The organism is Afipia broomeae ATCC 49717 (assembly GCF_000314675.2).
Lineage (GTDB): Bacteria > Pseudomonadota > Alphaproteobacteria > Rhizobiales > Xanthobacteraceae > Afipia > Afipia broomeae.
The window spans coordinates 509,993-532,011 of the sequence record NZ_KB375282.1; the positions used below are offsets into that span (position 1 = coordinate 509,993).

At 56.2% G+C, this 22,019-nt stretch carries 21 protein-coding genes and 2 pseudogenes; 17 read left to right on the top strand and 6 right to left on the bottom strand.

The window, feature by feature from the left end:
* The first annotated feature begins 96 nt into the window (after positions 1 to 96).
* Positions 97 to 2,526, top strand: a complete 2,430-nt coding sequence (locus HMPREF9695_RS26815) for a PAS domain S-box protein (protein ID WP_167540039.1) — start codon at positions 97 to 99, stop codon at positions 2,524 to 2,526.
* Positions 2,486 to 2,704 carry a response regulator gene (locus HMPREF9695_RS25470; RefSeq protein WP_245258753.1) on the top strand — a complete coding sequence of 73 codons (219 nt, stop codon included), beginning with the start codon at positions 2,486 to 2,488 and terminating at the stop codon, positions 2,702 to 2,704. The genes HMPREF9695_RS26815 and HMPREF9695_RS25470 overlap by 41 nt, the downstream gene beginning before the upstream one ends.
* A gap of 410 nt (positions 2,705 to 3,114) precedes the next feature.
* On the opposite strand, the gene HMPREF9695_RS25475 is transcribed toward HMPREF9695_RS25470, so the two are convergent.
* On the bottom strand, positions 3,115 to 3,429 hold the full coding sequence (locus HMPREF9695_RS25475) for a DUF1236 domain-containing protein (protein ID WP_430648544.1): 315 nt from the start codon (positions 3,427 to 3,429) through the stop codon (positions 3,115 to 3,117).
* 462 nt (positions 3,430 to 3,891) lie between these two features.
* On the bottom strand, positions 3,892 to 4,119 hold the full coding sequence (locus tag HMPREF9695_RS02490) for a hypothetical protein (RefSeq protein WP_006019199.1): 228 nt from the start codon (positions 4,117 to 4,119) through the stop codon (positions 3,892 to 3,894).
* Between the two features lie 527 nt (positions 4,120 to 4,646).
* On the opposite strand from HMPREF9695_RS02490, the gene HMPREF9695_RS02495 reads away from it, so the two are divergent.
* Together HMPREF9695_RS02495 and HMPREF9695_RS25480 are read left to right on the top strand one after the other, a co-directional pair.
* The gene (locus tag HMPREF9695_RS02495) at positions 4,647 to 5,678 is read left to right on the top strand and encodes an AI-2E family transporter (RefSeq protein ID WP_245258696.1); all 1,032 of its coding nucleotides are present in this window, start codon (positions 4,647 to 4,649) and stop codon (positions 5,676 to 5,678) included.
* 78 nt (positions 5,679 to 5,756) lie between these two features.
* Positions 5,757 to 6,892 (top strand): IS3 family transposase gene (locus tag HMPREF9695_RS25480; protein WP_085947359.1). Its coding sequence is split into 2 segments (ribosomal slippage): positions 5,757 to 6,021 and positions 6,021 to 6,892, totalling 1,137 coding nucleotides; the frame shifts between segments, so codons are not numbered across the junction.
* 296 nt (positions 6,893 to 7,188) lie between these two features.
* Here HMPREF9695_RS25480 and HMPREF9695_RS26820 read toward each other — a convergent pair.
* Both HMPREF9695_RS26820 and HMPREF9695_RS02510 read right to left on the bottom strand, forming a co-directional pair.
* Positions 7,189 to 7,364: pseudogene (locus tag HMPREF9695_RS26820) on the bottom strand (methylisocitrate lyase); the annotation flags it as partial.
* 172 nt (positions 7,365 to 7,536) lie between these two features.
* A complete protein-coding gene (locus HMPREF9695_RS02510; protein ID WP_006019203.1) occupies positions 7,537 to 8,232 on the bottom strand; it encodes a GntR family transcriptional regulator in 696 nt (231 codons plus the stop codon).
* Positions 8,233 to 8,464: 232 nt separating this feature from the next.
* On the opposite strand from HMPREF9695_RS02510, the gene HMPREF9695_RS02515 reads away from it, so the two are divergent.
* The 13 genes from HMPREF9695_RS02515 to HMPREF9695_RS02575 all read left to right on the top strand — a co-directional run bounded on the left by HMPREF9695_RS02515 (position 8,465) and on the right by HMPREF9695_RS02575 (position 21,144).
* The gene (locus HMPREF9695_RS02515; RefSeq protein ID WP_006019204.1) at positions 8,465 to 9,253 is read left to right on the top strand and encodes a sterol desaturase family protein; all 789 of its coding nucleotides are present in this window, start codon (positions 8,465 to 8,467) and stop codon (positions 9,251 to 9,253) included.
* Positions 9,254 to 9,300: 47 nt separating this feature from the next.
* Complete coding sequence (locus HMPREF9695_RS02520) at positions 9,301 to 9,723, top strand: hypothetical protein (protein ID WP_006019205.1); 423 nt, start codon at positions 9,301 to 9,303, stop codon at positions 9,721 to 9,723.
* A 15-nt stretch (positions 9,724 to 9,738) separates the two neighbouring features.
* Entirely contained in the window at positions 9,739 to 9,924 is a 186-nt protein-coding gene (locus HMPREF9695_RS02525; protein WP_006019206.1) for a hypothetical protein, read from the top strand.
* A gap of 57 nt (positions 9,925 to 9,981) precedes the next feature.
* Positions 9,982 to 10,743 (top strand): SDR family NAD(P)-dependent oxidoreductase, encoded by a 762-nt coding sequence (locus tag HMPREF9695_RS02530; protein WP_006019207.1) that lies wholly within the window; start codon positions 9,982 to 9,984, stop codon positions 10,741 to 10,743.
* 82 nt (positions 10,744 to 10,825) lie between these two features.
* Positions 10,826 to 11,146, top strand: coding sequence for a DUF6166 domain-containing protein (locus HMPREF9695_RS02535; RefSeq protein WP_006019208.1), 321 nt, complete (start codon positions 10,826 to 10,828; stop codon positions 11,144 to 11,146).
* A gap of 261 nt (positions 11,147 to 11,407) precedes the next feature.
* A complete protein-coding gene (locus HMPREF9695_RS02540; RefSeq protein ID WP_041711790.1) occupies positions 11,408 to 12,241 on the top strand; it encodes an ABC transporter ATP-binding protein in 834 nt (277 codons plus the stop codon).
* The gene (locus tag HMPREF9695_RS02545; protein WP_245258697.1) at positions 12,238 to 13,119 is read left to right on the top strand and encodes a branched-chain amino acid ABC transporter permease; all 882 of its coding nucleotides are present in this window, start codon (positions 12,238 to 12,240) and stop codon (positions 13,117 to 13,119) included. The genes HMPREF9695_RS02540 and HMPREF9695_RS02545 overlap by 4 nt, the downstream gene beginning before the upstream one ends.
* 47 nt (positions 13,120 to 13,166) lie before the next feature.
* A complete protein-coding gene (locus HMPREF9695_RS02550; RefSeq protein ID WP_244432844.1) occupies positions 13,167 to 14,159 on the top strand; it encodes a branched-chain amino acid ABC transporter permease in 993 nt (330 codons plus the stop codon).
* 17 nt (positions 14,160 to 14,176) lie between these two features.
* Positions 14,177 to 15,355: an ABC transporter substrate-binding protein gene (locus HMPREF9695_RS02555; RefSeq protein WP_006019212.1), complete on the top strand. Its 1,179-nt coding sequence runs from the start codon at positions 14,177 to 14,179 to the stop codon at positions 15,353 to 15,355.
* A gap of 5 nt (positions 15,356 to 15,360) precedes the next feature.
* Complete coding sequence (locus HMPREF9695_RS02560) at positions 15,361 to 16,173, top strand: ABC transporter ATP-binding protein (RefSeq protein ID WP_041711067.1); 813 nt, start codon at positions 15,361 to 15,363, stop codon at positions 16,171 to 16,173.
* Positions 16,174 to 16,191: 18 nt separating this feature from the next.
* Positions 16,192 to 18,006, top strand: a complete 1,815-nt coding sequence (locus tag HMPREF9695_RS02565) for an AMP-dependent synthetase/ligase (protein ID WP_006019214.1) — start codon at positions 16,192 to 16,194, stop codon at positions 18,004 to 18,006.
* 134 nt (positions 18,007 to 18,140) lie between these two features.
* Complete coding sequence (locus HMPREF9695_RS02570; RefSeq protein ID WP_006019215.1) at positions 18,141 to 19,790, top strand: acyl-CoA synthetase; 1,650 nt, start codon at positions 18,141 to 18,143, stop codon at positions 19,788 to 19,790.
* Between the two features lie 292 nt (positions 19,791 to 20,082).
* On the top strand, positions 20,083 to 21,144 hold the full coding sequence (locus HMPREF9695_RS02575; protein ID WP_006019216.1) for a hypothetical protein: 1,062 nt from the start codon (positions 20,083 to 20,085) through the stop codon (positions 21,142 to 21,144).
* 31 nt (positions 21,145 to 21,175) lie between these two features.
* On the opposite strand, the pseudogene HMPREF9695_RS02580 reads toward HMPREF9695_RS02575, so the two are convergent.
* Positions 21,176 to 21,400, bottom strand: a pseudogene (locus tag HMPREF9695_RS02580) (pirin-like C-terminal cupin domain-containing protein); the annotation flags it as partial.
* A 105-nt stretch (positions 21,401 to 21,505) separates the two neighbouring features.
* The gene (locus tag HMPREF9695_RS02585) at positions 21,506 to 21,760 is read right to left on the bottom strand and encodes a hypothetical protein (RefSeq protein ID WP_006019218.1); all 255 of its coding nucleotides are present in this window, start codon (positions 21,758 to 21,760) and stop codon (positions 21,506 to 21,508) included.
* Positions 21,761 to 22,019 lie beyond the last annotated feature (259 nt).

A 22,019-nucleotide genomic window follows, 5' to 3' on the forward strand; every position in this document is an offset into this window, starting at 1 on the left:
GCAGGACGCGGTCAGGTCGTGTCAAACGGCGGGCCACCCAAACACTTAAGTGGAGCAATTTACGAGATCACAGACCGTAAGGCACTTGAAGCACGTTTGCTCTCCGTCAACGAGACGCTTGAAGCGAGGGTAGCCGAAGCGCGGGTGGAAACGCGAGCCTTGGAAGTTCTGAACCAGGTCGGAATTGCCGTTGCGGCCGAACACGATATTGCAAAGTTGGTACAACTCGTGACCGACGCCGGCGTCGAGCTTAGCCATGCCGAGTTCGGAGCGTTCTTCTACAACGTCCTACGGGAAGACGGCGAAGCATATACTCTGTACACGCTATCCGGTGCGCCGCGCGAAGCGTTCGAGAAGTTTCCGATGCCGCGCAACTCAGCCATTTTCGAGCCTACGTTCCGGGGAGGGGCGCCGGTGCGATCAGATGATATTCTTGTTGATCCACGCTACGGAAAAAATCCTCCCTATCATGGTATGCCCCAAGGCCATCTGCCAGTGCGCAGCTATCTTGCGGCATCGGTTGTATCGCGCTCCGGTGAAGTTCTAGGTGGACTTTTCTTCGGTCATGCACAGCCAAGAGTGTTTACCGCGCGGGCGGAGCGGATCGTTGAGGCGCTCGCGGCCCAGGCGGCGGTTGCCATCGACAACGCCAAACTCAATGAAGTCAATCTGCGCCAGATCGCAGCGCGAACACAGGCTGAGAGCGATCTCCAGCAACTAAATCAAAATCTTGAGAAGCGCGCGGAAGAACGGGCGCAACAACTAGCCGCCAGCGTGATGAAGCTGGAAGACACAGAAAGGCGCTTTCAGCATCTTGTTCAAGGCGTGACCGATTACGCAATCTATATGCTCGACGTAGACGGGACGATCATTAACTGGAATCCGGGAGCTGAGCGGATCAAGGGATATTCGCGCGCCGAAATCGTCGGGCGGCATTTATCGACCTTTTATACACCGGAAGATATTGAGCGCGACCTTCCCAAAACCGCGCTCGGGACGGCGTTGGAGACTGGAAAATATGAGGCGGAGGGTTGGCGTGTGCGCAAGGACGGCAGCCGTTTTTGGGCAAGCGTGGTCATCAATGCGATTCGGAGCGCTGACGGTAAGCATATTGGGTTCGCCAAGATCACACGAGACTTGACAGAACGTCGGGCCGCTGACGAACGCGCGCGTCAGGCGCAGAAAATGGAAGCCATTGGCCACCTGACCGGGGGCGTTGCCCATGACTTCAACAATCTTCTGATGGTCATCGTCGGTAATCTCGAAACTGTTCAGCGCAAGTTGAATGACATACCTGTCGATATTCCCAGGCTTGCAAGGTCCGCCGAAAACGCAATGCGCGGCGCGCGGCGCGCCGAGTCACTAACGCAGCGTCTGCTTGCCTTTTCCAGGCAACAGCCTCTCGATCCGAGGCCGCTGGATCTTGGCCGTACAATACCGGGCATGTCAGATATGCTTCGCCGTACGCTCGGAGAGCAAGTAAGTATCGAAACTGTGCTGGGCGGTGGGACGTGGCGGGCACTCGCTGATCCGAACCAACTCGAACTTGCCGTTCTCAATCTGGCGGTGAATGCACGTGACGCTATGCCGGACGGTGGAAAATTGACGCTCGAAACCGCGAATGTGTATCTGGACGAAAAATATACTTCCACGCAGAATGAGGTCGTTCCTGGTCAGTACGTCATGATCGCGATCACGGATAACGGGAGCGGGATGACCGATGAGGTTAAGGCCAAAGCCTTTGACCCGTTTTTTACCACCAAGGATGTGGGGCATGGCACCGGGCTCGGCCTCTCGCAAGTTTATGGCTTCATCAAGCAGTCGCGCGGACACGTCAAAATCTACACCGAACTCGGGGAAGGCACCACGATCAAGCTTTACCTGCCCCGCGCGCATGCGGTTCCTGACGAAGTAGAGTATGAGCATGGCAAAATACTTGTTCGCGGCCGCAAAAACGAAACCGTTCTTGTGGTGGAAGATGATCCTGATGTGCGCGCCTATAGCTGCGACACGCTAAGCGAGCTTGGTTACGACGTTCTTTCCGCTGGTACTGGCGCTGCCGGGCTGGGCGTTCTGGACAGCAACCCGGCTATCCGTGTTCTGTTCACCGATGTCGGACTTCCAGGTGGCATGAATGGGCGACAATTAGCGGATGAAGCGCGGAGACGCCGCCCCCATCTCAAAGTTCTTTTTACAACGGGCTACGCGCGAAACGCGATTGTCCATGACGGCCGGCTCGATGCAGGTGTGGATCTTATCACCAAGCCCTTTAGTCAGGCTGCGCTCGCGGAAAAGCTGAGAGACATTATTGATGCTAAACGAGAACCCGGCCGGATTTTGCTTGTTGAAGACGAAGCGCTTATCCAAATGCTCGCCGCTGAATATCTGCAAGGAAGCGGTTTTACCGTTCATCCCGCTGGCACCGCGTCCGAAGCGATGAACGTGCTGGGCAAGATACCCGGCGGTGTTGATGCCGTTGGCCGACATGGGTCTTCCAGACCGAAGGGGCGACGAGTTAATCCGTGAGATAAGAGCACTGCACCCGTTCTTGCCGGTGGTGGTGGCCACCGGCGCAGGCTCGGAAGAGATCAGGACGCTATTCGCAGGGCAAGAGAAGATTGCCTTCGTCACGAAGCCTTACCGTGAAGTCGAGCTGCTCAGTGCGCTTTCCTCGCTCGGTATCCCCGCAGAAGCCAAGCGGTAATGATATTCAGGGACTACCTCGGCTCTATCTTGGCTCTCAGACGATGAAATTATTCCGCCTCGCCCCGTTCGGATCGATGGAAAGCGTCGGGCATACAGCCCGATTATTATAAATTTGTCCTGGAAATCATCTATTGAGCGGTGCAGAGAGAGTTTGGCGCGCACCGGAGGCGTCTTGAAGCTCGCTTATCCTGAGAATGTCCGTTCACCTGGGGTGACCGAAACGGCCATCGTCCATTCAAAGCGACGCGAAGGACCCAGAGCGGACTTCGGACCAGCCGACCGCTTGATATGGCCGGTGCTCTATATGTCTAGGACTCGAGGATCGCCTTGCTCTGGGCGGTGAGGTTATTCTTGCGGCGGAGCTGATAGGGCCGAAAAAGTACGGCCCGCCGAAGCGGGCCGCATGTATCAATCGATGACTTCTATGACTAAGACCGTCCGATCATTGACGACGGCGTAACGATACTTGGTGACGCCGTACTCGCGCGGTACTTCGTAATAGGTTACGCCGCTTGAGGGCAGATCAGCGCCAACTCGTACTTCACGGTCATAACGATAGGAGCTATGCTTTTGGCCCGATACATAGGTGCGAAAGCTTGGACGGGTTTCGTCCGAAATGCCACCCGCAGGGCACTGCGCCAACAGTAGCGCCCAGGGGGCCGCCCACGATAGCGCCGCCGACAGCGCCCGCACGCTTTGTGCAAACGCGCCGGTTGAACTCACGAGGGCAATCAGTAGGCTTCATAACGTCTTTCTCAGTGTTACATCGTGCGAGCTAACAAACTCGGTTGCCAAATGTTCCCGGCGTCAGCGGCGCTCCGTGGAAATTAGGCGAACGTTCGTTGCCCGTCCGGCATTGCGGAGACATGAAGGAGTAAAATTCGGCCACACCTGCTTCGAACAGTCTTCCGTCGAAGTGTGCGCTTTGTCGCTGGGAATGGTTTCGTGTTCTGCGCGAGCCCCTGTTGCCAGGAGAAGCAGTACTGCGACCGCTGACAAGTTACGTTTCATTCATGCACCTCTTTGTAAAATTTTAATCCTAACGAAGATATGGGCGCGGTGTTCCGCTGAATTTTACGAGGCGAAAAAAAACCTGCCGAGTGGGTACTCGGCAGGCTGCGCACAGAAGTCTGACAGACGGCAAGTGGGGAAAACTTGGTGGCCCGTCGCCTGCGTTCTCAACGATCAGTTTTCCGAGCAAACTTTGATGGTCTTCATGCCGGTCTCGGCTTCGGTCCGGGTCTTGAAGGTGCCGTTATCGACAACGGTCGTGGTGGTTGTGGTCGGCTTCTTGTCGACGATGGTGCACTTCTTGGTCGTGGCATCCCTCACAACGTAAAATTCGGTGGTCTGCGCGAACGCCGAGGTGACGGTAAAGGCGACGACAGCGGTCGAAAGCAGGAGCTTCTTCATGATTTTTTCCTTCCAGTGGAGTCTAAGCTTTGTTGAAACAAGTAAAGTGGACGGCTCGCCGCAGGAAGCGGCTCGCGCCACCTGCTCACGGAGTCAAACGCGCCATATTGCCACTTGTTCCCGATCTGGGTCGGTCAGTGTAAGCGAGGGCAGCAGCGGGTGAGGCGCTAACACGCTGACCCGAACAGCAGCATGGTGAAGCGGAAAGCAGGCGCATGGGGGTCTTCATAGTTCGGTGGTCGAGGCCGACGCCGTCGGACAATTGGGATCATGAGGGACCTGAAGGGAAATAACTTCCCGCGAATAAGATCGGTTTCCCGTCGCGCGCCCGTCTTTCGGCGGATTGCCACGTTTTCCTAGCGGGAACTGAACGACCGTCCTTTAGTTCTGTCATGACAATAGGGGCGCGACACGTGATGGCAAGAAGAGTGGGTTTAGCCGCGCCCAAAAAACGGCCGTCGGAGCGGATCGACGACGCGCCTGCCACGACGGAGAGGAAGCCTCTTCCTTTGGGCGCCGGCGCGCGCATGAATGCCCGGGTCGTGCTTGCCCTAGTCCTATTTGGTCTAGCGGTGTGGACCGCCGCGGGTTTTCTGCCAGCGCTGATTTGGGCCACGATTCTCGCGGTTGCCCTGTGGCCGCTGTACCTCAAATTTGCGGCACGCTTCTCCTACGGTCCCTCCAGCTTGGCTGCGTTCATCTTTACCGCAATCGTTGCACTGGTCCTGTTCACTCCGATGTCGCTTGCCGTCTACCAGATAGCGCAGCAAGGCGACGTGCTCGTGAGTTGGCTCAAGCAGGCCCAGGAGAGCGGGGTTGAAGTCCCGGATTGGGTCGCTCGCCTGCCGGTTGCCGCGGAAAGTCTGCAATCATGGTGGCGCGCCAACCTCTCGGACCCGAAAGCGGCCAGCGCCTTGCTTCGAACCGTCAATGCGGACAATGCGTCAGAGTTTTTCAAAACGTTTGGCGGACAGCTTCTCCATCGGCTGTTCCTGTTGATATTCTCGCTCGTGACCTTGTTCTTTCTGCTCCGCAATGGTCGCGCCGTCGCGAGCCGTTTCCTCGAGACGTGTGACCGCCTTATTGGCGATGCAGGGGAGGGGCTGGTCGAGAAAATGGTTGATGCCACGCGCGGCACGGTGAACGGCACTGTTCTGGTTGCCGTGGGCGAGGGATTGCTGATTGGCGTGGGCTTCCTCGTGGCGGGTGTACCAAATCCGGTGATGTTTACGATTCTGACGACGGCTTTCGCGATGCTGCCGCTCGGAGCATGGCTCGCCTTCACCACGGCGGCGTTGGTCCTGGTCTCCGGCGGCGGCAGTGGGTTCGCGGCCGCAGCCGTATTTTCCTGGGGAGCGATCGTCATGCTTGCAGGCGATCATTTCGTCTGGCCGACTCTGGTCGGCGGTTCGGCGCGTCTCCCGTTTCTTATCGCCTTTATCGGAATCTTCGGAGGCCTCGCTGCCTTCGGATTGTTCGGATTGTTTCTGGGGCCTGTGATCATGGCGGCGTTTCTGACCGTTTGGCGCGAGTGGATCTACCGGCCCGTTCCACAATAGGATTCTTCAGCGAGTGACCTGACCGGGCTTTTTTAGACCAAGCATTGTGAGAGAATGTCTTGGAAAGGAGCTTTGGTGATGCCGAAGAAGAGGTTTAGCGCAGAGCAGATTGTGGTGGTGCTTCGTCAGATCGAAGTGTTGATGTCGCAGGGCAAATCGCCGCCGGTGGCGTGCCGGGAAGCCGGCATATCGCAGCAGAGTTATTATCGATGGCGCAAAGAGTATGGCGGCCTTGAACTTGATCAAGCCAAACGGATGAAGGATCTGGAGCGGGAGAACGTCCGCCTCAAGCGCCTTGTTGCCGATCTGTCTCTCGAGAAGCAGGTGCTCAAGGACGTTGCCTCGGGAAACTTGTAAGCCCCGAGCGGCGCCGGCAGGCAGTCGAAGGCATCCGAAGGAAGTATGGTCTCTCGGAGCGCCATGCCTGCCGAATTGTCGGTCAGCCCCGCGGAACGCAACGATACTCCACCATTGTCCGGGCTGATGAGGATGCGCTGACGCGAGCCATTATATCTCTCGCATCCCAGTACGGACGATACGGCTATCGGAGGATCGCACAGCTGCTTGCCGATGCTGGCTGGCAGGTTGGGTGTGATCGCGTGCAGCGGATCTGGCGTCGTGAGGGGCTAAAAGTACCAAGGAAGCAGAAGCCGCGGGGCCGGCTTTGGCTCAATGACGGGTCTTGTATCCGGCTGCGGCCGCAGCATCGCAATCATGTGTGGAGCTACGACTTCGTCGAAGCGCAAACCCATGATGGACGAAAGCTCCGACTGATGACGTTGATCGACGAGTTCACCCGGGAGTGCCTTGCGATCCGGGTGGCTCGCCGGATCAATAGCTTTGGCGTCATTGAGACGATGGCCGATGTGATGCTCGCCAAGGGCGTCCCGGAACACATTCGCTCGGACAACGGCGCGGAGATGACAGCAAAGATCGTGCGCAGCTGGTTTGCCAAACTTGGAGCGAAGACACTTTACATCGAACCCGGCAGTCCCTGGGAGAACGGCTACTGCGAGTCCTTTAACGGAAAACTGCGCGATGAACTGCTCAATGGGGAGATCTTCTACAGCCTGAAGGAAGCCACCGTTGTTATCGAGCAATGGCGCAAGCACTACAACACGATCAGACCGCACTCATCGCTGAACTATCGACCACCGGCTCCGCACACATCAGCGCCAGCAACCCATCTGGATCGGAGCGCGGCAATGCAGTAGTCTCTATCCCGCTGGTCCAAAATATCCGTCAGGTCACTCATGCTTCAAAATCTTTTCATTAATCCGATTGCGATGGTCATTTCGTCGCAAATCTTCTGAACATTGTTGTCTGCAAAGACATCAACGCACCTGCCGCGCCAACCGTTCGAGCCGGTCGGCGATCGCCAAAGCCGCAGGAGCGGTCCGCGCTTAGGCTAGGATTGGAATTTGCTCATGGAGGAAGGCGCGGGGTGAAGCCTACATTGCGCAACGCACGCCGATGCCAGCCGGTCTAGCGTCTACGGCTCTGTGTGTCCCCCGTCGCGTGCGATGGCCTTGTACAGCAGTTCTGTGCTTTGTTCGCGACGCGCAGCGACGACACGGGCCAAATGACCATATGATAGCCCATGTCCTTGAACTCCTGCGCGGTGAAGAATGGCGTCTTGCTGAACTCTGTCATGTTTGCCGGCAACGGCACACCGGGCTTCCGCTTTCGAAGCGGAGCGATGGCGCTACGACATCGAATTGCTGGGGCTGGTCCGAAGTAGATGACGGAACTTCAGAGTACGCGACTGGCCGTTGAGCAGCTTCAGGACCAGTTCGTCGGTCAGTCCGATTTGGTATGCGCTTCCGTTCTAGCGCTGGCATCAGGAATCCGCACGAAGCTACACGATAGTATTTCTGGTAAATTTCTCAATATAATCCAGTAACTTATCGGATGCAGCCGCGGCTGATTTCGCATTGCCTCTGCAAATTTGTTCGGCCAAATTCGCGTGCAGCACGGCGGTATCAACTAGGCTTGCGTGTCTTCTATGGTACTTCACCCAAAATCGCCTGGATAGGCCGTGCAGTAACGCCATGGATTTCGCAGCAAACTCATTTTGAGAAGCCTCATATTCCAGCTCGGTCAGCCGGTTGTCCCAGCGACTAAATAACGTTTCATCGGTATCCTCGGTAAGCTGCCGCAGGTTCGAGCCGATGTTAGCGAACTCCTTCCTCTGTTCTGGACTGGCGCGTTCGGCGGACAGTCGCGCAAGCAAACGTTCAGTCTCCCTTCTCATTTCCAAAAGACTAAGCTGCTTGTGAACGTTCAATTCGCTGACCAGAACCCCCCTTCGTGGAAGAATGAGAACCAAACCCTCGCGTTCCAGACGTCGCAAGGCTTCACGTATCGGTGTCCTGCCCATGTTCAACTGGCTGGCAAGAGTTTGTTCGGAGAGTGCGGCTCCTGGCTGCAATCGCAGGGTAACGATCATCTCCTCCAAAGCGCGATAGGCGTGGTCGGCCAGACTGATGTTTGAATCATCGTCGTCGGGTGCGAACGGCTTTTGTCGTTTGTGAGCATGATGTTTGCGAAGCATCAGACCGGGGCTCTCTCTCTCTCGATTTGGACGGATCAATATGAGTACACATAGCTGACATTTGTCCGATCGCAACGACGCAAATGACCTCTCAGCTTGAGCGGTGGAGATGGCCACTGCAACAGACTTGACAAGCGGCAGGCCCCGGGATTATGTTGCCGACAACTGAAATTTCAGGTGTCGGCAAGTAGGACTATGATCCTGAATTGTCGGCTAAAAGGGAGGAAGGGTCATGGAACTGCAGAAATCAGCCATGTCCGATAGGCAACGCGCGTTCCGCGCGACCTATCGTCATCAAATCGCAACTTGGTACAACGGCTGGCTTCACCTCGCGGTGATTTTTGTTTCCGGCTTCGCCGTCATTTACGTCTGCGCGGCGAATTTGCGTGACGGCGCGTGGTGGGCGTGGGGCGTCATTCCTGTTGTTTTCCTGGCGTACCAGTTCGGAGAATATTGGGCCCATCGTGTGTGGCTTCACCGGCCTGCGCAGAATGGGGCGCTTCGTGAACTCTACAATCGGCATACTCTGCAGCATCATCAGTTCTTCACTGACCACGAGATGCGATTTGCTGATCACATGGACTGGCGTGTCACCTTCTTCCCGCCGTTCACAATGGCCACCATGCTTCTTGTGGCTCTGCCTAGTGCGGTGATTTGCGGTCTGCTGCTATCGCCTAATGTTGGCTGGCTTGTCATGGCGAGCGTGATTGGCAGTTACATGTGGTACGAGTTCGTTCATTTCTGCTGCCACGTGGAAGACAACTGGTTCCTGATCAACTGTCCGATCGTCAACACCGCGCGCAGGCATCACAAAGCCCATCACGACCACTCCATCATGATGGAAGTCAATATGGGCATCGGAACTCCGATTTTCGATTGGGTTTACGGCACGTCCGATCTCGATCGCGGCTTCTTCGGGCACGTCTTCAATGGAAATAGCTGGAAGCACGTAAAATCGGGCCTGCGAAAAACAGCAAAAACACCGACGCTAAAATTGCAGCGCTTGGCGGAGAGCCAGTGAGCTTGCCTGTCGTGCTTTGAGTAAATTGCAAGTTGGGAGCAACGTCGATGGAAGCTGCGCTTTCGATTGCCCGTACAGTGGAGCCGGATCTCGTGTCGCTGGGATGGTTCTCCATTCTTTGGCTGGCCTGTTGTCTAAGCGGGCTGACAATTTCCGGCATGCTGCCCTTAGGTGTGCGAGCAAACAATCTCTCGACCCCGAGCGGAACTGGCCTGGTGGTCGTGAACATCTTCTTGCTCTTCTTACTACTCGCAGGAACGGCTTTGTTTGCTGCGCTTACCCTTCGCGTGTCGAGCATCATTCTTATGGCAAGTTGGATATTCCTCTTTGTGCCGGCCATCCTTGATGTGTTTCCCGAGCGTTGGATCGACAGCCGCGGTGGATTGACGGTCTTGCTCTGCGTTCAAGCAGTCGCGCTGGTGATGCTTTGTCGATCCTCTTCTGTCGTAGCTACGCTGTCGATGATTTGAGCGAGGAATAAGATCATGATGGCCAAAATAAAGTCTGTGATTTCGATTCTTGTTCTTGCTGTTGCCTGCGGTATCGCAGCTTACGACTATCGCATCGGACTAATTGCACCGGCTTTGGTATCCGTGGGGGTTGGCCTGTTCGTGGTTTTTGCCATTTGGGTCTTTCCCGATGTCAAACCGAAAAGTCAGGTCAACAAATAGGAACGTTGCGTTAGTGAAAAAACGCGTTACGGCGTCACCGAGAAATAGGAACTTCTAATGAAGCTGACGGGCAAGACTTTTCTTATTTCCGGCGCGGCGAGCGGCCTTGGTGAGAGCGCTGCCCGCCTTATGGCGCGCAAAGGAGCTAACATTGTTATCGGCGACATACTCGATGAAGACGCTTCGCGAGTTGCTCAGTCGATCATTTCTGATGGTGGATCTGCGTCGGTCTTTCATCTCGATGTTTGCAATGAACCGGATTGGATCGGTGCGGTGAATTTCGCTGTATCCAGCTATGGCAGGCTCGACGGGCTTGTTAGCAATGCGGGGATCAGCGGGATGATTCCGGATGTCATGGATACGGAATATTTTGATCGTCTCCTTGCGATCCACGCACGTGGAACGTTCCTTGGCATCAAACATTCAGCACCGGCCATTGCCCAGGCTGGCGGTGGATCAATCGTTGCCGTCTCATCCATCGCGGGAAAGGTTGGCGCGGATTACGTCCACATGGGATACAATGCGGCAAAGGCGGCAATACTTCTTCTCGTGAAGTCAGCATCGGGATACTACGCGAAGGATAACATCCGCTCGAACGCGGTTATTCCCGGGTGGATGCCGCCGATGCGCACATCTGTTGCATCTGCCGACCCGGAGTTGCGTCCAAAGCTTCTGAAGTCGGTCCCGTTAGGGCGCACTGGTCTCTTTCCCGAAGTCGCTGAAGCCATCGCCTTTCTGTCATCCGATGAAGCTTCGTACGTTAACGGCGTCGAACTTCCGGTGGATGGCGGGTTTCTGGCATATCGAGCATTTTCGTGACGGTTGTGAGCGGTTGTCGCGATAGGTGCGTGTACGTGCGGCCTGTGCTCGATACCCGTGCAAAGGCTTGAAGGGCAAGGACATGAGTATTTTCAAGGGAACGAGATCGATTGACGGAGTGCGCGTGACGGTTGATGGGCAGCCGCTGGATCACGTTCTCCATATCAGGACTTATGGCAGCGGATTCTTTGAATGGAGTTACGAAGGCGATGAGCCAATGCAATTGTCTTTGGCAATACTGAACGAATATTACGGCGATCAACAGAAGGCGTTGTCGATGACCGAGAGGTTCATGAAAGAGATCGTCGCGAATTTCGACAACGACTGGGTGATGACAAGCGAGGACATTCGAACTGCATTGTTGCAGATGCATCCTATTCCAACCAATGCTTCGGTACGTTGATATGTGCGAAAGATGGGGTGGTCGTTCACGTCTTGGCTGCGAAATCGTCTCGCGCCTGCCTATCGCAGATTGCAAGGGAAGCATTGGGGCGTCGAGGACCGGCACGGTGGATAAGAACAGGCCCGCAATCACCTCGATGGACATGCGGCAAAAATACCGGGATCGCACGCCGGTAGTGCAGAAACGATAAGATTGGACAAGCTTTCAAAATATGACTGCAAGAGCGCGAAAAGCGCCGCGACGGTCAACGGGGGATATCAATTGTCGGATTTTTCTAAGCCAGACTCTGCAGGCTTGAACGTCAGCCATTTGTCGCTTGCGTTCGGCGGGCTGAAGGCGCTGTCGGATGTTACCTTCTCTGTAGCGCCGGGGGCGATCACGGCGGTGATCGGGCCGAATGGCGCCGGCAAGACATCGCTATTCAACTGCATATCTGGTTTTTACAAACCTTCGGAAGGCAAGATTGAATTCGGCGGCGAAGACATTACTCGGCTGCATCCGCCGGCGCGGGCCAAGATGGGCCTGGCACGCACGTTCCAGAACATCGCGCTGTTTCGCGGCATGACGGTGCTGGACAACATCAAGCTCGGCCGTCACGCGCACATGCAGACGAACGTGTTCGATGCGCTGTGGTACTTCGGTCGCGCCAGGCGTGAGGAGCTTGAACTGCGTTCCGAGCTCGAGCGGCGCGTGCTTGATTTCCTCGAGATGGAGTACATCCGCGATCATCCCGTCGCGTCGCTATCCTATGGCTTGCGCAAGCGCGTCGAACTCGCGCGCGCGCTTGCGATGCAGCCGCGCGTGCTGATGCTCGATGAGCCGGTGGCGGGCATGAATCGCGAAGAGACTGAAGACATGGCGCGTTTCATCCTCGACGCGAAGGAGGAGTGGGGGGTGACCATCCTGATGGTCGAACATGACATGGGCCTCGTGATGGATATCTCGGACCACGTTGTCGTGCTGAATTTCGGTCAGGTGATCGCGGCCGGAAAACCCGCGGAGATTCAGAACAACCCGGACGTGATCACGGCCTATCTCGGGTCCGGCGATGTCGGAGAATTGTCGCGGCGTATCGCTTGCGAAAAGGCAGCATGATGGACTGGCTCTTTCTCATCGAGGTTGTTCTGTCGGGTCTGGGATCAGGTGCGTTGTTTGCCCTGACGGGCATCGCCTTTGTGCTGATCTACAAAGCGACGAAGGTGATCAATCTTGCCGTCGGCGAGATGTTGATGCTGTGCGCCTATTTCTTCTTCGGTCTGACCACCGCGCTGGCCCTACCTGTGTGGCTCGCGATTATACTGACCGTGATCGGTGGCGGTGTTCTTGGCGGCGTGGTGGAGCGGGCGCTCATACGACCGATGCTTGGTGAAAGTCCGATCTCGGTGTTTATGGTGACGGTCGGTTTGAGCTCGGTGTTGATTGGCTTTGTTGAACTCGTCTGGGGTGGAGATCCCAGAACACTGCCTAATTTCCTCCCGACAAAACCAGTGTTCATTGGCGATGCTTATGTATCGCCGAAGATAGCGGTATGCTTCGTCGTCGCTTCGTTGCTCATAGCTGGTTTTCTCTTGGTCTTTCGCAAATGGCGCGGCGGCGTGGCGCTGCGCGCCACTGCTGCTGATCAGGGGGCAGCGTTTTCATGCGGCATCAACGTTCCAGCGGTGTTCTCGATTTCGTGGATTGTCGCGGGGATGGCGACGGCTGTATCGGGGATCCTCATTGGCTCGATCGGTGGTATCTCGCCGAGCATGGGCGTGTTCGGATTGACGGTTCTCGTCGCGGTAATTGTTGGCGGGCTCGACTCGATTGCCGGGGTGCTTGTGGCTGGCCTGGCGATCGGTGTCATTGAAGCGCTCGTCGGTACGTATCTTGGCGGCGAATTCAAGCTCTTCGTCACTTTTGTTACTCTTATCATTGCCATGATGATCCGGCCCTACGGATTGTTTGGCACAATCGAGATCGAGCGACTCTGATGCGTATAAGCGCCGCCCACGAAACTTATGCCCAGGCAGAGTCGTTTTTGGATACCAATGTGCAGCGCGTGATGCTGCTGTTGCTGTTCGCAGGGCTGGTGGTGTTTCCGTTCTTGGCTGACCAGTACTGGATTTATCTTGCGTGTCTCGTCGCAATCCATATCGTCGGTACAACTGGTCTCAACATTCTCACAGGCTATACCGGACTCATAAGCGTGGGCCAAGCGGCCTTCATGTCGGTCGGAGCCTATACGGTCGCGATCCTCGAGATCCATGTAGGTACGCCCTTTATCTTCAATTTGATTGCAGCTGGAGTAGTCGCCGCGGGTGTCGGCGCGATCTTCGGGGTCCCAAGCCTTCGCGTAAAAGGTCTTTACCTGGCTATTGCGACCATCGCGGCATCATTCATTCTGCATTTCCTATACACGAACGGACCGTCGATCCTTGGAGGTACGCAGGGGCTCAGCATGCCGCCGGCGCGGTTGTTCGAATACGATTTCGTGCGTCCGTTCCAGTTGTACTGGCTGTTCGTGCCACTGACCGCACTATCGGTGTTCGCCGCAGCCAACCTGTTCCGGACCCGTATCGGCCGCGCCTTCATTGCGATCCGCGACCGCGATATTTCCGCTGAAGTGCTGGGAATTCCTCTGCTGAAATACAAGCTGCTTTCCTTTGCGCTCTCGTCCTTTTACGCCGGTATTGCTGGCGGGATGTGGGCCTATTTCTTTCGCGTGGTTACGCCGGAAAGCTTTCCGTTGATCTATTCGATATTCTTCCTCGCCGCCGTCATCGTCGGCGGCATGGGCACGATCCTTGGCGGCATCCTTGGCGCGATCTTCATGACCGTGATCCCGGAGCTTCTCAAGCTGTTGGTTTCATACATGACCTTCATTCCGAACGCGACAGCACAGCTGTCGCCAATTCGCACAATCGTTTTCGGCTTGCTCATCGTTGTGTTTCTGTTGTTTGAACCGCAGGGCCTCGCCGAGACCTGGCGCCGCATACGGCGCTTCTTCCATCTATGGCCGTTCAAAAAGTAGTATGTAGGGAGAAAATAATGAGTATTTTTCCAACGCGCCGGAAATTGATGTCGTATGCAGCCGCCGGCTGTCTTGCTCTCGGAATCCAAACGTCGGCACGCGCTGCCGATGATATTGTCATCGGCGCATCGATGCCCCTGACCGGCGCATTTGGTTTCGCAGGTATTCCGCTTAACCTCGGGTTCCAGGATTATGTGAAGATAGCGAACGATGCCGGCGGCATTGGGAGCCGCAAGATCAAGTATATATCGGAAGACAGCGGATACGCGGTCGATAAATCGATCGCGGCGTTCAACCGCATCACCGCCAGCGAGAAGGTGAGCCTCTACTACGGAGATTCCACGGGGTTCTCCAAGACCATCAATGCCGAACTCAATCGCCGCGACAGCATCCTTATGGCCGGCACGTCCTTCGCGACAGAGCTGAACGATCCGAAGAATTTTCCGTATCAGTTCATCCCGGGCCCTGACTATTCGCAAATGATTGGCATTCTTCTGGAATACATTGCCAAAACGACGCCGGGCGCGAAAATCGTCCTTGTCAATTCAGATACCGAATTCGGCCGGGATCCGATCGCGGCGACAGAGAAGCGGGCTGCGGAGTTAGGTCTGAAAATAGTCGGTAAGATCGCAACGCCGCCGACCAGCGTCGATGTTTCGACCGAAGTCCTGAAGCTGCGCCGGGCGGATCCCGACTACACGATCTTTCACGGCTATGTTCTCGCGCCGTTGCCGGAATTCATGACGCAGATGAAGCAACTGGGTCTCAAGAGCAAGTTTATGGGCACCTTCTGGTCGATGGACAATTCCATCTGGGCTAATTCTGCTGCGGTCGCCGACGGCTACATGGGTGTGATGCCATATCGCTACTATTTCGATACCGAGGGCGCGTCGCCAACCCTCGACAAAATCCGGCAGCTCCGCCCCGAGTATCAGACGATATACTACACTCAGGGTTTCCTCACCGCGATGCTGATGATCGAAGCGGCAAAACGTACACTCGATGCCAAGAAGGATCTCACCGCGACCAACATGAAGGCCTCGTTGAACTCGATCAAGGACTTCGATACCGGCGGTATCATCGGCGTACCGATCTCGATCTCTGGCAACACCATTCCTGTCGGTCGCGTCTATCAATACGACGGCGCGAACAAGACCATGAAGCCGGTCTCCGACTGGATCAGGATTGCGAAGTAATGACAATGGCCGCGGACACACTTCTCTCAGTGAATAATATCGAGGTCGTTTATAGCAAAACGGTCCAGGTGCTCCGCGGCCTGTCGCTGAAGATCGACAAGGGAGCGGTGGTCGCGTTGCTTGGCTCCAACGGAGCTGGCAAATCGACCACGCTCAAAGCTGTCTCCAATCTTCTTGAACTGGAAGGCGGCAACGTTACGACCGGCGAGATCCTGTTTAAGGGCAATGCCGTCTCGCGTCTCGCCCCGCATCAATTGGTGCAGAGTGGGCTGTTTCATGTGATGGAAGGACGCCGAGTTTTCGAAGACCTGACGGTCGAGGAGAATCTTACTGCGGCGACCTACGCAATGTCAGGGCGCAGCGGCGCGAAGACTCCTTTCGATCTCGTCTACACTTATTTCCCGCGTTTGTTCGAGCGGCGAACCGGGCGCGCCGGTTACCTATCCGGCGGCGAGCAACAGATGCTGGCCATCGGCCGCGCGCTAATCGCTCAACCAGAACTCATGCTGCTCGACGAACCGTCGCTCGGCCTGTCGCCGAAACTGGTGGAGGAAATTTTCACGATCATCGCTCGCATCAACCGCGAGCAGGGCGTCTCGATGCTTTTGGTCGAGCAGAATGCGGCCGTCGCCTTCGCTGTCTCGACCTACGGGTACATCATGGAGTCGGGAAGGATCGTGACAGACGGCCCCACGGCGCAGCTTCTGCGCGATCAGGACGTTCGAGAATTTTATCTCGGCGTTGGGGCGGCGAACGCGGAGACCAAGGGCTTTCGCGGTATCAAACACTACAAGCGCCGCAAGCGCTGGCTGTCCTAGGGTTGAAATGAGGATCGCATGAGCGACAGATTTCCTGAGATGACATTGCCGCAGGCGCTGCGTGAGAATGCCCGTGTCCATCCGAACCGGGTTGCTATCAGGCAGAAGAAATACGGAATCTGGAATCCGTGTACCTGGAGGAACTACTATACCCGTGCCTGTCATATCGGACTCGGCTTCCGCGCGTTGGGACTGAGTGCAGGCGGTCATATCGGCATTCTGTCCGAGAATCGGATCGAATGGGTGCTGGCGCAGCTTGGCGCAAACATTATCGACGTTGTTGCAGTCGGGGTTTATCCCACCAGTCCGTCGAACGAGGTCGCCTATGTGCTGGCGCACTCTGAATCCGAGATCATCGTGTGCGAGGATCAGGAGCAGGTCGATAAGGTTCTGGAACGCCGTGACGAACTGCCAAAGTTGCGGAGGATTATCGTCGTTGAAACCAAGGGCATCAGGGATTACCCGCCCGATCAAGTCATGTCGTTCGATGCGCTGGAAGCGCTTGGCGCCGACTTCGAGACGAGCCATGCCGCTTTGGTAGATGGCATCATCGATCGTCAACAGTTATCGCAGATCGGATTGATTATCTACACCTCCGGCTCCACCGGGAAGCCGAAAGGTGCAATGCTAAGCTACAAGAACATTCGGGCGCAGGCGATTGGTTGTGCGGATCGGCTGGTTGTCGATCAGTCGGCAAGTGTTCTGTCCTATTTGCCGCTATGTCACGTCGCCGAGCAGATGACGACAGTGATGGTCCCGACGTATCTGGGCTCGTTGGTTAGTTTCGGAGAGTCAATCCGGACCGTGCAGGAGGATCTGCGCGAGGTTGCACCAAGCGTGTTCCTCGGTGTGCCACGGATTTGGGAAAAACTGCATTCGTCGATCCACATCAAGCTGCTGGAGGCGGGACGCATCCGGCGCGCCATGTTCGAGCGGGCCTATGCTGCCTGCGAGCCGTTTGCGGAGAAGAACGCGGCCGACCGAACGCTGTCCGAAAAACTCAAGTTTGCGCTGTCGTACTGGCTGGTCTTCCGCGCGCTACAAAACTTTATCGGGCTGCGAAAGACCCGCATTGCCATGACCGGTGCCGCGCCGATTTCGCCCGCGATTGTGCATTTCTTTCGCGCCATCGGCGTGCCGCTGATCGAGGTCTACGGCCTGACGGAAAGTTCGGGCATCGCGCTGGGGCAGGTACTGTCGGACCGGCGGGTGGGGACAGTGGGTAACGGTATCGACCGGATGGAAATAAAGCTCGGAGAGTCGAACGAGCTTCTTATTCGCGGAGATACGGTGTTTGCGGGTTACTACCGGAACGAAGAGGCGACCAGGATGTCGATCCGCGACGGATGGCTGCACACCGGTGATGTCGCGGAATTCAAGGACGGCCATTTCCGCATTGTGGACAGGCTGAAGGACATCATGATTACGGCGGGGGGAAAGAATCTCAGTCCGTCGGAGATCGAGAACATGGTGAAGTCGAGCGCGTTCATCAAGGAGTGCGTCGTCATCGGTGACGCGCGCAAGTATGTCTCGGCGCTGATACAGATCGACTATGATCTTGCCGGGAAGTGGGCAGAGGAGAAGGGCGTCGCCTACACAAATTTCAAGAACCTCACAGAGAACGACAGTCTTCGCGAGTTGATCCAGTCGGAGATCGATACGGCCAACGCGCAACTTGCCCAAGTTTCGCAAATCCGGAAATTTCATCTTCTGACAAAGGAACTGGATCATGATGACGACGAAGTCACAGCGACAATGAAGGTTCGTCGCTTCAATGTTCAGAAGAAGTACGCTTCAGAGATCGAGGGTCTCTATAGCCGACATGGTTCATGAACGGCCTCAACCTTCCATAGCTCTGCTCATTCGGCGTTGTGAATGATCACCGAAACCATCGTGTATAGACAAATAGAGTACGGGTCTCGTCCGTTTCGGGCGTCCGACCTGTCGGACAATCAGGGAGTCAGGCTATGAGCAGCCATCAGGGCCAATACAGCACTGGTCTGGACAAGAATGCCGCCAACTATGTGCCGCTGTCGCCACTGAGCTTCCTTGCTCGCAGCGCCGCCGTCTATCCGGATCACGTTAGCACGGTCTACGAGGATCGCAGCTTCACCTGGGCGCAGACCTATGAGCGCTGCAAGCGCTTCGCGTCGTTTCTCGTCAAGCGCGGCATCCAGCGTGGCGACACCGTTGCGGTCATGCTGCCGAATATCCCGGCGATGAACGAGGCGCATTTTGCCGTGCCAATGGCTGGCGGCGTCCTCAACGCGCTTAACATCCGGCTCGACGCGGCTTCCATCGCATTCCAGCTCGACCACGGCGGCGCAAAAATCATTCTGGTCGATCCCGAGTTCTCCGGCGTGATCTCCGATGCGCTGGGCCTGATGAAAGGCCCGAAGCCGCTGGTGATCGATGTGGATGACGCGGCGTTTGCCGGCGGCAAGCGCATTGGCGAGATCGAGTATGAAGCGGCGGTCGCGTCCGGTGACCCGGACTTCGCCTGGCATCAGCCGCAGGACGAATGGGACGCCATTGCGCTCGGCTATACATCCGGCACCACGGGCAATCCCAAGGGCGTCGTCACGCATTATCGTGGCGCGTATCTCAATGCTGTCAGTAACATCCTCGCGGGCAATCTCGGCACCCATCCGATCTATCTCTGGACGCTGCCGATGTTCCATTGCAACGGCTGGTGCTTTCCGTGGACGATTGCGGTGTCGGCCGGGATCAACGTCTGTTTGCGCAAGGTCGATCCAGCCAAGATTTTCGAGCTAATCAAGGCTCACGGCGTGACCCACATGTGCGGTGCGCCGATCGTCTACAACACGCTGATCAATGCGCCGGACGCTCCCAAGGGCAGCGCTGCGAAACCCGTCGTCGGGTTGATTGCGGGCGCGGCGCCGCCTGTGGCCGTGCTTGAGGGCGCCGAGAGCATCGGTATCAAGCTCACTCACGTTTACGGCCTCACAGAGGTCTATGGCCCCGCCTCCGTTTGCGCCGAACAGCCCGGCTGGGATGATCTGCCGGCAGACCAGCGCGCCCAGCTCAAGCGCCGTCAGGGCGTGCCCTATCCGCTTGAGGAAGCCGTCACGGTACTTGATCCGGACACGATGCAGCCCGTGCCACGCGATGGCGAAACCATCGGCGAGGTGATGATCCGCGGCAACATCGTGATGAAGGGCTACCTGAACAACGAGAAGGCCACCAAGGAAGCCTTCGAAGGCGGCTGGTTTCACACCGGCGATCTGGGCGTGCTCGACAAGGACGGCTACGTCATCATCAAGGACCGCTCCAAGGACATCATTATCTCGGGCGGCGAAAACATCTCGTCGGTCGAAGTCGAAGACGTCCTGTACAAGCACCCGGCGGTCCTGTTCGCCGCCGTGGTCGCCAAGCCGGACCCGAAATGGGGTGAGGTGCCCTGCGCCTTCGTCGAACTCAAGGACGGCGCGACCGCGACCGAAGCGGAAATCCTGAGCTACTGCAAAAGCATACTGCCGGGATTTAAATCGCCGAAGTCAGTGGTGTTCGGCGCGATCCCGAAGACGTCCACCGGCAAGATCCAGAAATTCGCGCTGCGCGATCAGGCAAATTCGGCGAAGGCGATTTTGGCGTAGTGTCTGTGCCGCAAAAGAATTTGCGAGCTTGGGTGGGTGTAATTCAGGTTCTGCTTCTATCGGTATGGCTTTCGGCGGCCTTGCCTCAGGTAAATTATTTGGCGCCTTTCACTCTCGTGGGGGCGCGTGCAATCGGAGCAGCGCACTCAGCCGCGTCGTAATCGGCGTGCGTCTTGCGCATTAACGAAACATTTGAAGCGGATGGCAGCGATAGTTTCGCGTCCTCGTCGGAGGATTGGTGTTGTTGGCTTTAGATCAAATTCGAAATCGTGGAAAATCTGAGATGGATAAAATGGCAAACTACAAAATCCTGATACTTGGCGCATCATACGGATCACTGCTCGCTTCGAAAATCATGTTTGGAGGCCATTCGGTTACGCTTGTTTGTTGGCCGGCTGAAGCTGATCTAATTAATAGCGAGGGTTTCCGTGTGAGAATGCCCATTCGCGGACAAGATCCGATTGTCATCGACTCCCGTGAATTACCCGGCGAGGTATCTGCCGCAGATCCCGATGATGTTAATCCGGAGCAGTTCGATCTGATCGGCTTGGCGATGCAGGAGCCGCAGTATGGTACGCAAGGTGTCCGCGGGCTGCTTGAGCGGATTGCTGCATCCCGGGTTCCGTGCATGTCCATTATGAACATGCCTCCACTTCCGTATATTAAACGCATCAAGAGTGTCTTATCCCAAACCGTAGAGGCGGCTTATACCGATCCGTCCGTTTGGAGCGGCTTTGAATCCGGAGCGCTGACGCTGTGCAGTCCGGATCCCCAAGCGGTTCGTCCTCCAGATGAGAGGCCGAATATATTGCAAGTAACGCTGCCAACAAATTTCAAGGTAGCGAGATTCGATAACGAGAAAAGTGATGCGATCCTCGAACGACTTGAACGAGACATTGACGCCGCTCGTTTCGGGACTGGCAATATTGAGATCCCGGTAAAATTGCGAGTTCATCAATCAATATTTGTGCCGCTGGCAAAATGGTCGATGTTGCTTGCTGGAAACTATCGTTGCGTGACACAGGATGGTATGCGAACTGCGGAGCAAGCTGTGCACTCCAATCTCGATGAAACGAGGTCGGTTTATGAGTTTGTCGCGGACGTTTGCGTTGCTCTGGGGGCTTCACGCGAAGAGCTTGTGACCTTTACAAAATATGCTGATGCGGCCAAGAGTCTGTCACGTCCTGCGTCGGTTGCAAGAGCGCTCAATAGCGGTGCTGTAAATGTCGAAAGAGCCGATAAACTCGTGCAGTTGCTGGCGCGACAAAAGGGCATGTGTCATCCTGTGGTCGATAGCATTGTAGAGTTAGTCGACCATCGCCTGAATGCGAATCGGACCCACCCCAAGCAATAATAGGGGTGAGGCAGGAATATCGTGCGTCGCGTTACGGATAAAATACGCCGCCCGTCGCACGCTGTGGAGCATCATTCCTTTCAGGCAGTGGAATGAACTCAGCCTCGTTACCTGGCATGGTATCAAACCGTCCCTTGGCCCACTCTTCCTTAGCGGCCTCGATCCGCTCGAGCGAGGAAACGGAATTCCACCAGATGTAACGGGGACCCTCCATCGGTGCACCGCCAAACAGCATGGAACGGGCCTCTGACGTGGCCGTGACTTTGAATGCCGAAGTTCATCGGAGCTGATATTGCGAGGCTACCGCGCAGGCTGCCATGCCCCAGGCCGCGCTCGATCTCGCCTACAATGAGTGGCTCGCTCATGAGCCTTCGAGAGAAGAGACACTTTGATCATGATCAGCGGGCTGAGCACTCAGTGATCGACGAATCGCGAAGCTCATGAATTCCTGTCCCATTAGGGTGACTATCTCGTCGGACGGCAGTCTTAGATCGCCGCATATTATTTGAGCTTGGTCAACGGATTGGAAATCTGCCTGGTCGCTGAGCGTGGCGAGCGTGTCCGCAACTGAAAGCAGGTAAGGTTTGTCGTCGCTGAGGTTTATGTGGACTGTCATGTCGAGCTCCCGCACAGCTTCGATGCCTAAGTTGGAGAGGTCCGCGGCTCAATGTCAAGCTGAGACGTCGGCTCGACTGTGAGTTCCTTTCCAGATTGTCGCCCCGTTAAGTGAGGTCAGATTTGCACCAGTTAGAACCTCACGCTGCGGGAGCAGGTTAGCCGCCCTTCCATAGGCTAGGATTGGAATTGCTCGTGGAGGAAGGCGCGGGGTGAAGCCTACATTACGCAACGCAACGGTGCCAGCCGGTCTACCCGAC

Bases quoted from the DNA above. Each gene is read 5' to 3' on its own strand.
- HMPREF9695_RS25470 (WP_245258753.1), top strand. From the start codon at position 2,486: ATGGGTCTTCCAGACCGAAGGGGCGACGAGTTAATCCGTGAGATAAGA.
- HMPREF9695_RS02490 (WP_006019199.1), bottom strand. From the start codon at position 4,119: ATGAAGAAGCTCCTGCTTTCGACCGCTGTCGTCGCCTTTACCGTCACC.
- HMPREF9695_RS02495 (WP_245258696.1), top strand. From the start codon at position 4,647: ATGAATGCCCGGGTCGTGCTTGCCCTAGTCCTATTTGGTCTAGCGGTG.
- HMPREF9695_RS02510 (WP_006019203.1), bottom strand. From the start codon at position 8,232: ATGCTTCGCAAACATCATGCTCACAAACGACAAAAGCCGTTCGCACCC.
- HMPREF9695_RS02515 (WP_006019204.1), top strand. From the start codon at position 8,465: ATGGAACTGCAGAAATCAGCCATGTCCGATAGGCAACGCGCGTTCCGC.
- HMPREF9695_RS02520 (WP_006019205.1), top strand. From the start codon at position 9,301: ATGGAAGCTGCGCTTTCGATTGCCCGTACAGTGGAGCCGGATCTCGTG.
- HMPREF9695_RS02525 (WP_006019206.1), top strand. From the start codon at position 9,739: ATGATGGCCAAAATAAAGTCTGTGATTTCGATTCTTGTTCTTGCTGTT.
- HMPREF9695_RS02530 (WP_006019207.1), top strand. From the start codon at position 9,982: ATGAAGCTGACGGGCAAGACTTTTCTTATTTCCGGCGCGGCGAGCGGC.
- HMPREF9695_RS02535 (WP_006019208.1), top strand. From the start codon at position 10,826: ATGAGTATTTTCAAGGGAACGAGATCGATTGACGGAGTGCGCGTGACG.
- HMPREF9695_RS02545 (WP_245258697.1), top strand. From the start codon at position 12,238: ATGATGGACTGGCTCTTTCTCATCGAGGTTGTTCTGTCGGGTCTGGGA.
- HMPREF9695_RS02555 (WP_006019212.1), top strand. From the start codon at position 14,177: ATGAGTATTTTTCCAACGCGCCGGAAATTGATGTCGTATGCAGCCGCC.
- HMPREF9695_RS02560 (WP_041711067.1), top strand. From the start codon at position 15,361: ATGGCCGCGGACACACTTCTCTCAGTGAATAATATCGAGGTCGTTTAT.
- HMPREF9695_RS02565 (WP_006019214.1), top strand. From the start codon at position 16,192: ATGAGCGACAGATTTCCTGAGATGACATTGCCGCAGGCGCTGCGTGAG.
- HMPREF9695_RS02570 (WP_006019215.1), top strand. From the start codon at position 18,141: ATGAGCAGCCATCAGGGCCAATACAGCACTGGTCTGGACAAGAATGCC.
- HMPREF9695_RS02575 (WP_006019216.1), top strand. From the start codon at position 20,083: ATGGCAAACTACAAAATCCTGATACTTGGCGCATCATACGGATCACTG.
- HMPREF9695_RS02585 (WP_006019218.1), bottom strand. From the start codon at position 21,760: ATGACAGTCCACATAAACCTCAGCGACGACAAACCTTACCTGCTTTCA.